The sequence below is a fragment of the Crocinitomix algicola genome, from assembly GCF_001661595.2.
Lineage (GTDB): Bacteria > Bacteroidota > Bacteroidia > Flavobacteriales_D > Crocinitomicaceae > Crocinitomix > Crocinitomix algicola.
Genome location: NZ_LYPF02000020.1, coordinates 59,028 through 71,471, shown reverse-complemented (window position 1 = coordinate 71,471; position 12,444 = coordinate 59,028). Strand labels below are relative to the sequence as shown.

The window sequence follows — 12,444 nt, the reverse complement described above, 5'->3', positions numbered from 1 at the left end:
ACTTCGTGAATTTAAAAATTAACCCATGCGTTCTTTATTCTTTCTATTTGTAATATTTTGTCAGCTTAATACATGGTGTCAGGACTATGAAAGGTATAAAAGGTATTCTGATACAACTTTTAAGTCATTAGCGCTTGGATACAATCGGGAACTTACGATCACAGTGCCATTTGAATGGCAAAAAAATGTGGATAAGAAGTTTCCTGTAGTTTTAATTTTTGACCGCCAGAATCCAAGAAGTCACAACTATATCATCAATTCAATTGACTATTTAACAAGCAATGAGCAGATGCCAGCTTCAATTATTATTGGAATTGAATCGACAGTCGAACATAGAAGAGCTGAAACTACACATCTTGCATCTCATTTAAATGGTCTTGCGGCTGCGAATGAGTCTTTTATTTTTGAAGAGCTTTTACCATTTGTGGAGAATGAACTGAATGGAAGTCAATTCAGAATACTTATAGGTCATTCAAGGTACGGTTATTTCACCACCGCTTTAATGCATAGTCGATTGAATGATTTAAATGCGGTAATAGCCATGGACCCCTTTTTTGAACAAGATAATGTAAATCTTTGTGATTCAATCGCGGCACTAGCAAACGTTGAACTAACTTCAAAAAAGTTTTATCAGTTTGCAATAGGGGAGGTGTTTAAAGATCAGTATGAATGTATGAAAAAACATATTGATTATTCATCAAACCCTAATTTAATCATTAAGGGAACTTTCTTTCCAGAAGCTGATCACAACGTGGTTCCTGGTTTAACAATTAATTCAGCCTTGTACACAATTTTTGAAGAGTGGAGTAAATACCAAAATATTTACTTAGATAATGATTTTAAAGATCTTGAAAAGTATGTCCAACATCAAGAATTTATTAAGACTTATTACGGCCATAAAATTGGCGGCTCATTAGGCTACCTAAATGGTAAAGGTTGGTATTTCTACGGCGAAGAGGATTATCCGAAAGCCATTCAAGCATGGGAAATTTTAATGAAAGAATATCCGAATTTCGCGGATGGATTGTTGTTTATATTGGATGCGGAATATCAAATGAATGGAAAGATTAATCAGGAAACAAAACAACGTTTTTTAGATGTGCTCAATCATTCTGAAATTCACACAAAAGAAGAAAAAAGTGAGTTATTGAAGGAATTGGAATTGTTGGAGTAATTCACGATGTTTTCAATTAAAGACTAACTTAGCTCTCATTTAATTTTTAAATTTAATGCTATTCAAGAGTTAGGATGAGTGAAATATACCAAGTTCTTAAATCAACATTTAAACGTCCGGTTTATAGCAATACAAGTATCGCATTTCGGTCGACCCAAGCTTTAGTTTTTGGAGGATTTGTAGCATTATTTCTAATTGTCTTTGAACCATTTCAAATTAGCACCTATGGAAAAGGCTGGCAAGTTTTTGCTTTGGGATTCGGAAGTATAACCTTCGGAGTGATGTTTATTTTGAATGTCATCATTCCTCAATTCTTCTACCAATTTTTCGAAAATGAAAACTGGATGTTATGGAAAGAGGTTTTCTACAGTTTGTTAAACGTTCTAACCATCGGAGCAGTTAATAGTGCCTTTTTTTTATTTATGATTTCTGGTGTATTTAATTGGAATATCTATTTTAGGTTCCAATTCTATACCTTTTGCGTTGGTTTACTGCCAATATTTGTAATAGCATTATTAAGAGAAAGGTATGATTACGCCAAATATGCAAAAACTTCAGCCTGGCTCAATAAGCAAAGAAACGGTATCCGAAATAAATCGAAAGACATTCAATCGGTAATTACGCTAACATCTAAAAACAAAAATGAAAACATAGACATCAAAATTGATAATCTACTATTTATTCGATCAATGGATAACTATCTTGAAATTCATACAAAAAATGAAAAATACATCATCAGAAATACACTAAAACAATTAGAAGAGGATTTTAAGAAATACCATCACTTATTCCGTTGTCACAAAAGTTATCTAGTGAATTTTAACCAAGTCGAAGAGGTTCAAGGAAATGCTCAAGGATATAAACTGTCACTCTATTTTACTGATATCAAGGTACCGGTTTCTCGAAAGTTAAATGAAGAAATTAAAAAAAGACTCTTAATATAAACCTTGAGGTTTACCATTGGCCAATTTCATTTCCATTCACCACTTTTTCTTTGCCATTCCTCCCAAAATATCGATTGTTGATTCTTTCTGCATTCAACAACTTTAGATTTGCAAATAAAAAATAGCATGGAAAATATAATTTTGTTTGCGCATGTTTTAACAGGCTTTATAGCTTTATTTGTTGGTTCTTTAATAATGACTAAAAAGAAAGGTACGAAGTTTCATCGTCTTTTAGGAAGAGTCTTTTTTTGGTCAATGAATGGTGTGGTGTTAACAGCACTGTACTTGTCTGTGATTAAGAATAATCTATTCTTATTGCATGTAGGAATTTTTGTCTTTTATCAAAATTTTGCCGGTTGGAGAACTGTTAAAACAAAATCGGTTCTTTTTAAATGGTATGACGTTGCAATAGCAGTTATTTCTGTCCTTAACGGTTTTGCTATGGTGATTGGTGGCAATATCGTTCTGATCATTTTTGGAGGAATTTCAATCTTCTTGTTTTTTGGGTATTTGCGATCATTTATTCTGCTTAATAAGAATAAAAAATTAAAAAGAATTGAATGGTTGGTGCAGCATATTAGTATGAAGGTTGGAGCGTACATCGGAACTTTCACGGCATTTTTAGTTGTTAATATTAACCTTGGTGAATTTAATTGGATCGTTTGGATTGCTCCAACCATAGTTTTTGTGCCAATTCTGAATTATTGGAACTACAGGTTTGCTTTTAAAAAGGAAAATGTTGGATAATATATTTTATTTAACGGGCATACAGCATTGATCTGATTTACAGTTGCAGTATTTTAGATTATAGAGGTGTAGAATTGCCAGTGAAATCGCCAATATATAATTAATGTAATGGGGGAGTTCAAAAAATACGAATTTATCATTAAGTACGGCTAACGCTAACAATGACCAGTTAATCCATAGCGCTAAACTTATTCTTTTTTTTGTTTGGTGTTTGACAGCATGCTTAATCGCGAAAAAAGCGATACCAAGGAATAAAATATCGATACCTGACCACCATAAGGGAGTAACATCGGATTCATGTATTGAGCAGGCATGCGCCACAAAAATTACAGGGGTAGCAATACAGTGGATTATGCATAGTAGACTTGCAAAAGCTCCGACAGCATCAGGTTTTATTTCAGCGATTTTCATTTCTATTTGCTTTTAGGTTTGCATTGGTTGACAAATATAGCAGGTTTGCGCAACTTTTTGCATCAATGTTGCAAATAAAAAAGAGGGTTGAACTCCCCCTGTTTTAATAAACTAAAAAGTCTAATTTTCAATCATTGATTTTATGTCTGGTTTAAAATATAAATCCGACTTTAAAACCTTGCCGTCTTCACGATAAATCGGTTTACCATTTGCATCTAATTTACTCATATTACTACGCTGTATTTCTTCGAAAACTGCTTCCATTTTATCTTGCATTCCATGTTTTAATATTGTACCACATAAAATGTATAACATGTCGCCTAAAGCATCTGCAATCTCCACTAAATCACCGTTTTTAACAGCTTCATAATATTCTTCATTTTCCTCACGCATTAAGTCGTAACGAAGCTTGCCTTCTTGTTCAGATATTTCAGCAGTTGGGGCGTATTTGTTTTCAATTCCAAACGAATCATGAAATTTTTCTACATGTTGAATAACGTTCTTTAAAGTGATGTCTTTTCCCATTATTTTATATTTTTGATAAAGATAATCCAAGTATAAATAATATGAGGTTGAAGAAACAGCTTTTACTAACAATCTGTTCACTTTGCTGTTTCATGGCATTGACTCAAAATTTCTATCCGCCAATTGTAAATTATTCAATCAAGGATTATGGGAAAGATAGAAATCCCGAAAACTTTTGTGTAATCCAAGATCATCGCGGAGTAATGTATTTCGGTACTTCTCATGGCGTACATGAGTTTGATGGAGAAAAATGGAATTTTATTCAGGCTGGATTCGGGGCCTTTACTCGCTCTTTAGCATTGGATTCAAGCGGTGTTATTTATGTTGGAACTTATGATGATTTTGGTTTACTTGCACCTGATTCAACTGGTGGATTGAAGTTTGTATCTCTAAGGTCCGATTTACCAGAAAACCTTTTTTTTAGCAATGTTTGGCGCATTCACGCGACACAACAATTTGTATACTTTCAAGCGGAAGAAGTCTTAATTACCTATGATATTCAAACTAAAAAAACGAACTACTTAATTCCCTCTACAAGTTTTCATACAAGTTTTTTAATCAATAATGAGTTGTATTTGCGACAACGTGAGGTGGGCCTTGTGAAAAAGGTGAAAGACGAATTAATTCAACTCAAAGGTTCTGAGATTTTTGCTAATTATGGTGTGTTTGGTTTACACGAGATCGAGGGAGATAGTTTATTGATAATAACACAGGAATTAGGGGTGTTTAAATGGTCGAACAATCAGATTAAGGTTTTGCCTGATCAAAACCCTTTACCAACGCATGAGTGGGGAATTTATGGTTCAATTCGTTTAAGAGATGGAACTTTTGCGCTGAATACCTTGACAAAAGGAGTTCTGGTTATTGATAAAAATGCAAATTTAATTCGTAAAATTGATAGAAGCGTAGGTATTCGATCTGATGTTGTACATGCAATTTTTCAAGATCGTGATCTAAACCTTTGGCTAGCATTAGAAAATGGGATTTCAAAAGTGAATTATCATTCCCCGCTTTCATATTTTGATGATAAAACGGGCATTGAAGGAAATGTTGAAGCAATTATCCGATATAAGGATAAACTATATGTCGGTACCTCTTATGGACTTTTTGTCCAAGACCAAGATGCCTTTGGAGCACGAATATTTAAAAATACAAGAGTTCTAAAAGGGCAAGTTTGGGATTTTGAAATCGTTGATGATATTCTCTATGTGGCTTCAGCGAATGGCGTACTTGCAACAAAAGATGGATTAAATTATCAACAAACTACAGATGTCAATTCAACTACATTAATTTTTCATCCAATCAAAGACTATTTTATCGTTGGTGGAGCGGATGGAATTTTCATTTTTAATAAAGACTTCGATGTCATTTGGTCGCATAACCAGTCATTTTCAACTTTTTTAGGTGGCGAACTTGATCCAAATGATGTGAACACAATTTGGTTAGGAACAACCGCTTCAGGAGCTTTGCGAATTATTGATAAGGGAAATAAGACTTTTAAACTCGATCAATATGGCGATTTTGATGGGTTGTTGGATGGAATGGGAAAACCTATTTTATATGGAGATAGTCTGATTTTTGGTGCAAAAGACGGTCTGTATTATTTCGTTCATGAAGATATCATGAAAGCGGAACTAAAAGAACAGCTGACAGAAGAAGAACTTAATGATCCCGACCTTGTTAAAGGAATTTTTGAAACCTATGAGTTAAAAGATTCTTTATTCACTGGACAGTTTTTATTGCTAGAAAAAGGAATTGATCGAACATGGTATTGTAATGAATTTAAAGTTGGGTACTATGATGAAAATACGAAATCATTTATCAATCGACCTTTTTGGGGGATAGATTATGGACGAATTAATAAGTTTTACCTCGAGGATAATGGTGTTTTTTGGATTGGCGCAGCTGAAGGCCTTATTCGCTATCAACAAAATGATTTTAAGAGATATCATTCTGATTTTTCAGCATTAATTAGACAAGTAAAGCTTATCAAAGGTGATGTTTTATTTAACGGAGTGCATCCAGGTGCCAAAGATAAATCAACTGGACTTCAGAGGCAATCTGACGTTCCTGCTATTCACTATGCGCTGAATGATGTTCAATTCTCTTTTTCAGCACCGTATTTTGAAGATGAACATCAACCCGAATACCGATTTTTACTAGAAGGTTATGATGATGATTGGTCAAATTGGAATCTTAAAAGTGAAGTAAGTTATAATAATCTTGATGAAGGGAATTATCAATTTAAAGTGGAGGCAAAAAATATTTACGGACAAATAAGTCGAATGGCAACTTATTCATTTACGGTTTTACCTCCTTGGTACCGAACCGGATGGGCCTATTTATTATATGGATTTGCGTTTTTGTTTGTGCTATTTTTAGGAGTGAAAATTAGCTCAATGCGGTTAAAATCAAAAAACTTGTGGCTTGAAGGGGTTGTTGAAGAACGAACGAGTGAAATTTCTCAGAAAAATATTGTGCTTGAGCATCAAAAAAAAGAAATAGAAGATAGTATAAATTATGCTCAACGAATTCAAGAAGCGATTTTACCCCTTGAAGAACAAATGAAAAAATGGTTACCAAACTCTTTTGTGCTGTTTCGTCCTAAAGATATTGTAAGTGGTGATTTTTATTGGTTTTTAGCACGTGAAAACAAGCTTATAATAATTTGCGCAGATTGCACAGGTCATGGTGTTCCTGGTGCTTTTATGAGTATGATAGGATCGGATAGGTTGAATAATATTGTATCGGAAAAGAAAATTACCTCACCGGCTCAAATTTTGTCTGAGCTGAACCAAGCGATTAAAAAATCGCTGAAGCAAGATGGTCAAAAAAATGCGACAAGAGATGGTATGGATGCAGCGGTATGCACTGTTGATTTAAACAAGAAAACACTTTATTATGCAGGAGCAAATCGACCGTTATGGATCTTTAATGAACATAATGAATTGACTGAAATAAAAGCAACTAAAGTGGCAGTTGCGGGCTTTACACCAGAAAATCAAGTTTATGAGGAACACGAAATACCCTTGTCCTTAGATATGAAATTTTATATGACTACGGACGGCTATGCAGATCAGTTTGGAGGTGAATTTGACAAAAAGTATAAAGTCAAAAACATGAAAAACTTTATTCGCAAGATTGCGAATGAAAATTTCGTGGTCCAAGGTCAACTACTCGAAAAAGAACTACTAAATTGGATGGGAAATACAGAACAAGTAGATGATATTTGTGTTGTGGGATTTAAAATTGGTGAAAAGGTTTTAAATGAACAAAATGAAGTTGAAAACAAATTGTAAAAAAAACTAAAAAAAAAGGGGTTACCGTTGTGTTATATAATTTATTCTTCGTAATATTGCACCCCCGTAATTAAGGGAGCCAAAGATTATTGACATGAGTAACATTATAAAAGAAGTTCAGGAAGAGTTAAACGGGAAAAACGAATTTCCTGATTTTAAAGCGGGTAGTACAGTAACTGTGCACTATAAAATTAAAGAGGGTAACAAAGAAAGAGTTCAGTTATTCCAAGGCGTTGTAATTCAAAGAAGAGGTTCTGGAGCTACAGAAACTTTTACAGTGAGAAAAATGTCTGGTAATATCGGTGTGGAAAGAGTTATTCCTTTTAATTCACCATTCATCGAAAAAATTGAAGTGAATAAAGTTGGTGATGTACGTAGAGCAAGAATCTACTACTTTAGAGAGAGAAGAGGAAAATCAGCTCGTATCAGAGAGAAAAAAGTTTACGCTACTAAGTAAAAATAGTATTCAGATAAATCTGAAGAAAATCCTACCATTTTGGTAGGATTTTTTCGTTTATAACCATTTTTAATTAAATTTAGCTGAAGTAGGAGTCGAATGAGAAAATTCATAATATCAGCTTTATATTGGTTATGTTTCCAGGTAGTGGCACAAACAGATTCGTTGCAACTTTATAAATACCACTCTATATTTGGTGAGTTTGGGTTGAATTATGACATTAATCAAATTAAAGAAAATCAATTCGAATTTCAGACTTACTCTTATGATTTAGGAATTTCGATAGGGGTGTCAGAATCTTATCACTTAAACTTGGAGTGGAATATTGGTTTGACGATGATGGATCAATACGCTTTGCAGGGTGAAGTCGGTAATTTTATAAATTACCCAAATTTAAAGGAATCAGAACCCTACCGATATTGGGGTGGATATACGGGGCCCTCCATATTTTTAGGTCGTTACCATCAATTAGAACTTTCAACATTCTTTGGGGTAGGCAGGTACACTAGAAATAATCCTTTTGTCAAAAGAATGGATGCGGAATGTAGGTTTAGGTTAGGCTATAGATATATTACCCCAAAACGACTTATTTTTCACCCTAATATTAGCGTAAATCTTGCGAGGTTAGGGTTTAACGAACCACTCTATAGTGCGAAATTGCGAATAGCCTACTTTATAAGTAAACCAACCTCAAAAGTTTTACCCAACGCTCATGTAAAACAAAAACTTCCGCATCAGATACATCTATCTGCCTTTGCTTATTGCTTTAGTTTTAATGGGGATTTTATTGGAGGTGGTTTGTCAGTAGATCATTTTTATTTTAATCGTAAAGGTGTTCAATTAGGTTATGGTGTAGCGGGTCGATATGGTTGGCAATATGAAGGAGGAACCTTGTTCTCAACGCAAGGTTATTTGATCGGTTTAATCGGTACTTCACCCTTAAAAATAGAAATAGCAACAGGAATTAATATTCCTTTTAATGAGTATTCAGGTTTCGGTTCGGACATAGAGCAATACCATATCGGTCTTGGGCTGAGGGCTGTACCAGAGGACGACCCAATCATAGTTCGCGCCGGAGTATCGACTACTGGTTTTATCTACAGTTCAGTAGGTATAAATATTCGAACGAAAAAGGAGTAGAGAATTATGCTTCTTTTAATTTTTCAATTAAGAATTCTCCGGTCACACTTTCAGAGCATTTCACAAGGTCTTCAGGTACCCCCTCAAACAAAACTTGACCACCATGTTTTCCACCGCCGGGTCCAATATCAATTATCCAATCAGCTGTTTTTAAAACATCTCCATTATGCTCAATAACTAAAACAGAATGTCCTTTTTTTATTAATTGATTGAAGGAGAGTACGAGTTTTTCTATATCGTGAAAATGAAGTCCCGTTGTCGGTTCATCAAATATGAATAGAGTAGGGGTTACTTTGCTTTTATTTGTGGTTAAAAAAGAGGCTAACTTTACACGTTGAGCCTCACCACCGGATAGAGTGCTCGAAGATTGTCCAAGTTTTAAATATCCTAATCCTAATTCATATAGTGGACCAATGCGTTCAATTATTTTTTCCTCTAAACGGTTGCCTCCATCAAAAAAGGACATAGCGTCTTCTATCGTCATGTTTAAAACATCATTGATGGTTTTACCATTAAATTCTACCTCTAAAGCTTCCGTAGTAAACCGTTTCCCTTTGCATTCTTCACACTCCAATTTTACGTCTGCCATGAATTGCATTGAAATGGTAATTTCACCTTCACCTTTACATACTTCACACCTTCCGCCAGGAACGTTGTATGAAAAGTAACCTGCTTTATATCCTCTAACTTTTGCCAGTTGTTGTTTAGCGAATAAATCGCGGATGAAATCAAAAGCTTTCACATAAGTTGCTGGATTACTTCTTGATGAACGACCAATGGGATTTTGATCAACCATTTCAACATCTTCGATGCGATCTATATCTCCTGATAATCCATTAAAATCTCCAATTGTGGAGCTGGACTTTCCTAATTGTTTTAAAAGTGCAGGATAAAAAATCTGTTTAATGAGTGTTGATTTTCCAGAGCCTGAAACTCCGGAAATACAAACCAAACCGTTAAGGGGAATTTTTACATTAATATTTTTTAAATTATTCTCACGAGCACCTTCAATGAATATTGCACTATTCAATTTTCGCCTGTTTGTTGGAATAGGTATAGATTTTCGCTTGGTGAGATAATCAGCCGTTAGACTATTTTTTGCATTGAGTAATTCTGCGTGTCTACCTTGAAAAACAATTTGTCCACCGTTAACACCTGCCATTGGACCAATATCTATGATTTGATCAGCTGCTTGCATCATCTCTTCTTCATGTTCAACTACAATCACAGTGTTTCCAACATCCCTGAGTTGATTTAGAATGCCAATTAAACGATGAGTGTCCTTAGGGTGCAGGCCAATACTTGGTTCGTCTAATATATACATCGAACCTACAAGACTACTGCCAAGTGAAGTGGCTAGATTAATTCTTTGGGATTCACCTCCAGATAAGGTTGCCGATTGACGATTCAAGGTTAAATACCCTAATCCAACTTCACATAAATAGGAAAGTCGGTTTTGAATTTCTATTAACAATCGCTCTGCAATTTCTGTCTGGTATTTGTCGAGTGTAATTTGTTTAAAAAGTTCCGTTAATTCATCGATTGGCATCAACATTAAATCACTCAATTGATGTCCGTCGATCTTAACATAATTTGTTTCTTTTCTAAGTCTCGTTCCTCTGCAATCAGGACATTTCGTTTTACCACGGTAACGTGATAACATTATACGATACTGAATTTTGTAGGTCTTAGATTGAACGTACTCAAAAAAATCATCTATTCCTTGCATGCGGCCACTACCTTTCCAAAGGAGCGTTTTTTCTTCTTCCGTCAATTCACTGTATGCTCGATGTATAGGGAAATTATGATTTGCTGCATGTGCAATAAACTGATCGCGCCATTCTCGCATCTTTTCTCCTTTCCAAGGTGCTACAGTTTCTTCATAGACACTTAAATTTTTATCGGGAATTACTAATTCCGGATCAATTCCTATTATACTTCCATAACCTTCGCATGACCTGCATGCTCCAAATGGGTTATTGAACGTGAAAAAATTAACAGAGGGCTCAATAAATTCGATACCATCTAATTCAAAACGATTGGAGAAATCGGTTTGATGGTTGGTTTCCATTTGGTGAATCGTACAGGTACCAAACCCTTCATAAAAGGCAGTCTGTACGGAGTCAGCAAGTCGCGAATCATAATCTTCATCATCTTTTATATGACTTAATCTATCGACAATTATAAAACGTTCGCCCTGATCATATGTTTTTTTATCAATTTCGTCTAGATTATAAGCCTTTCCTTTCACGAAAACCTTAGTAAATCCTTGAGAAATTAATATCTCAACCGCTTTTTTAAAGCTGATTTTTTCGCGTATTATCCAAGGACTTAATACCATGAATCGACAGCCTTCATCCAAAGTTTTGACGAAGTTAACCACATCAGATACGCTGTGTTTTTTTACTTCATCACCACTTATTGGACTATACGTTTTACCCGCACGTGCAAAAAGGACCTTCAAGTAGTCATAAATTTCCGTAACCGTACCAACTGTCGACCTGGGATTGGTTGAAATCACTTTTTGTTCTATTGCAATTCCTGGAGAAATTCCTTTGATATAATCAACATCAGGTTTATCTAGTTTGCCTAAGAATTGCCTGGCGTAAGAAGAAAGGCTTTCAACATATCGGCGCTGTCCTTCGGCAAACAAAGTATCAAAAGCGAGCGAGCTTTTACCAGAACCTGATAGCCCAGTAATTACAATGAATTGATTATGAGGAATATTTACGTCTATATTTTTTAGGTTGTGTACTCGAGCCCCTTTAATGGCAATACTTCTATCTGCTTTCGACATCTTCTTTTTTTTACGCGATAACTCAAAGATAAAGTTAATCTAGCCAAAAAAAATATTTTTTTTATCAGATTTCCAACCATTCATTATTTTTTGCGTTATCTAGTTCAAACGAGTTCATTTTATAAGTTTTTTAGTATGATTTGGAACTATTGATTAGATTCAAAGTTCACATAATTAACAATGAATATTTATTTTTTGCTAAATTGTTAATTTTGATAATTTGTACAATTACCTTATATTTGAGAACATTAAATTAATATTTGCCTATAGGTTATACTGTTTACTCTTTGATAATTGAAATGAAAAAATACGTGCTTCAATTTTTGGTGCGCGACTAAAACGAGTAAGCTTATGGCAAATGAAATTCTGTCTGACAAGGACTTGATACGATCGTATCTAGAGGGTAATGAAAAAGCTTTTGAAACATTACTAATGCGTAACAAAGATCGCATTTTTGGATATATTGTTTCAAAAGTTCGAAATCAGAATTTAGCAAATGATTTGTTCCAAGATGTGTTTATAAAAGTCATACGCACATTAAAAAACGGTTCTTATAATGAGGAAGGAAAATTCCTACCTTGGGTTCTAACCATTTCTCACAACATGATTGTTGATCATTTTAGACGGTCGAATAAAATGCAAATGATTTCTGAATCAAGTTCAAAAAGTGAAGATTATAATATTTTTTCTGTACTAAAATTGACAGATAATAATATAGAAGACGAAATGATTAAAGGTCAAATCGAAACTGATTTAGTTAGATTGGTAGAATACTTACCAGAAGAACAAAGGGATGTGCTTCAAAACCGAATTTTCAAAGGAATGTCGTTTAAAGATATTGCTGATAAAGAAGATATAAGTATTAATACTGCACTTGGTAGAATGCGTTATGCGCTTATCAATTTAAGAAAACTAGTTGATAAACACAAAGTTAGTATAACTGTATAATA

The 12,444-nt window shown here is 34.3% G+C and carries 10 protein-coding genes; 7 read left to right on the top strand and 3 right to left on the bottom strand.

The window, feature by feature from the left end; translation table 11 throughout:
- Window positions 1-25 precede the first annotated feature (25 nt).
- From A8143_RS13235 to A8143_RS13225, 3 genes are all read left to right on the top strand, one after another.
- The gene (locus tag A8143_RS13235; protein WP_066759301.1) at window positions 26-1,174 is read left to right on the top strand and encodes an alpha/beta hydrolase-fold protein; all 1,149 of its coding nucleotides are present in this window, start codon (window positions 26-28) and stop codon (window positions 1,172-1,174) included.
- Between the two features lie 74 nt (window positions 1,175-1,248).
- On the top strand, window positions 1,249-2,118 hold the full coding sequence (locus A8143_RS13230; RefSeq protein ID WP_066759300.1) for a LytR/AlgR family response regulator transcription factor: 870 nt from the start codon (window positions 1,249-1,251) through the stop codon (window positions 2,116-2,118).
- A gap of 126 nt (window positions 2,119-2,244) precedes the next feature.
- Window positions 2,245-2,865: a DUF2306 domain-containing protein gene (locus A8143_RS13225; RefSeq protein WP_066759299.1), complete on the top strand. Its 621-nt coding sequence runs from the start codon at window positions 2,245-2,247 to the stop codon at window positions 2,863-2,865.
- A 6-nt stretch (window positions 2,866-2,871) separates the two neighbouring features.
- Here the strand turns inward: A8143_RS13225 and A8143_RS13220 are convergent, their stop codons facing one another.
- Both A8143_RS13220 and A8143_RS13215 read right to left on the bottom strand, forming a co-directional pair.
- The gene (locus A8143_RS13220; RefSeq protein ID WP_066759298.1) at window positions 2,872-3,276 is read right to left on the bottom strand and encodes a MerC domain-containing protein; all 405 of its coding nucleotides are present in this window, start codon (window positions 3,274-3,276) and stop codon (window positions 2,872-2,874) included.
- Window positions 3,277-3,396: 120 nt separating this feature from the next.
- Window positions 3,397-3,801: a pyrophosphohydrolase domain-containing protein gene (locus tag A8143_RS13215; protein ID WP_066759380.1), complete on the bottom strand. Its 405-nt coding sequence runs from the start codon at window positions 3,799-3,801 to the stop codon at window positions 3,397-3,399.
- Window positions 3,802-3,893: 92 nt separating this feature from the next.
- Between A8143_RS13215 and A8143_RS13210 the strand changes: the two genes are divergently transcribed.
- The 3 genes from A8143_RS13210 to A8143_RS13200 all read left to right on the top strand — a co-directional run bounded on the left by A8143_RS13210 (window position 3,894) and on the right by A8143_RS13200 (window position 8,697).
- Window positions 3,894-7,100 (top strand): SpoIIE family protein phosphatase, encoded by a 3,207-nt coding sequence (locus A8143_RS13210; protein WP_066759292.1) that lies wholly within the window; start codon window positions 3,894-3,896, stop codon window positions 7,098-7,100.
- A gap of 94 nt (window positions 7,101-7,194) precedes the next feature.
- Window positions 7,195-7,557 (top strand): 50S ribosomal protein L19, encoded by a 363-nt coding sequence (gene rplS / locus A8143_RS13205; protein WP_066759290.1) that lies wholly within the window; start codon window positions 7,195-7,197, stop codon window positions 7,555-7,557.
- A gap of 99 nt (window positions 7,558-7,656) precedes the next feature.
- Window positions 7,657-8,697, top strand: coding sequence for a hypothetical protein (locus A8143_RS13200; protein WP_066759287.1), 1,041 nt, complete (start codon window positions 7,657-7,659; stop codon window positions 8,695-8,697).
- Window positions 8,698-8,701: 4 nt separating this feature from the next.
- On the opposite strand, the gene uvrA is transcribed toward A8143_RS13200, so the two are convergent.
- Complete coding sequence (gene uvrA / locus A8143_RS13195) at window positions 8,702-11,494, bottom strand: excinuclease ABC subunit UvrA (protein ID WP_066759286.1); 2,793 nt, start codon at window positions 11,492-11,494, stop codon at window positions 8,702-8,704.
- 351 nt (window positions 11,495-11,845) lie between these two features.
- Here uvrA and A8143_RS13190 point away from each other — a divergent pair, with 351 nt between their 5' ends.
- On the top strand, window positions 11,846-12,442 hold the full coding sequence (locus A8143_RS13190) for an RNA polymerase sigma factor (RefSeq protein ID WP_066759285.1): 597 nt from the start codon (window positions 11,846-11,848) through the stop codon (window positions 12,440-12,442).
- Window positions 12,443-12,444 lie beyond the last annotated feature (2 nt).

Coding starts and splice junctions, on each gene's coding strand:
- rplS (WP_066759290.1), top strand. CDS start 7,195: ATGAGTAACATTATAAAAGAAGTTCAGGAAGAGTTAAACGGGAAAAAC.
- A8143_RS13235 (WP_066759301.1), top strand. CDS start 26: ATGCGTTCTTTATTCTTTCTATTTGTAATATTTTGTCAGCTTAATACA.
- uvrA (WP_066759286.1), bottom strand. CDS start 11,494: ATGTCGAAAGCAGATAGAAGTATTGCCATTAAAGGGGCTCGAGTACAC.
- A8143_RS13215 (WP_066759380.1), bottom strand. CDS start 3,801: ATGGGAAAAGACATCACTTTAAAGAACGTTATTCAACATGTAGAAAAA.
- A8143_RS13220 (WP_066759298.1), bottom strand. CDS start 3,276: ATGAAAATCGCTGAAATAAAACCTGATGCTGTCGGAGCTTTTGCAAGT.
- A8143_RS13200 (WP_066759287.1), top strand. CDS start 7,657: ATGAGAAAATTCATAATATCAGCTTTATATTGGTTATGTTTCCAGGTA.
- A8143_RS13225 (WP_066759299.1), top strand. CDS start 2,245: ATGGAAAATATAATTTTGTTTGCGCATGTTTTAACAGGCTTTATAGCT.
- A8143_RS13190 (WP_066759285.1), top strand. CDS start 11,846: ATGGCAAATGAAATTCTGTCTGACAAGGACTTGATACGATCGTATCTA.
- A8143_RS13230 (WP_066759300.1), top strand. CDS start 1,249: ATGAGTGAAATATACCAAGTTCTTAAATCAACATTTAAACGTCCGGTT.
- A8143_RS13210 (WP_066759292.1), top strand. CDS start 3,894: ATGGCATTGACTCAAAATTTCTATCCGCCAATTGTAAATTATTCAATC.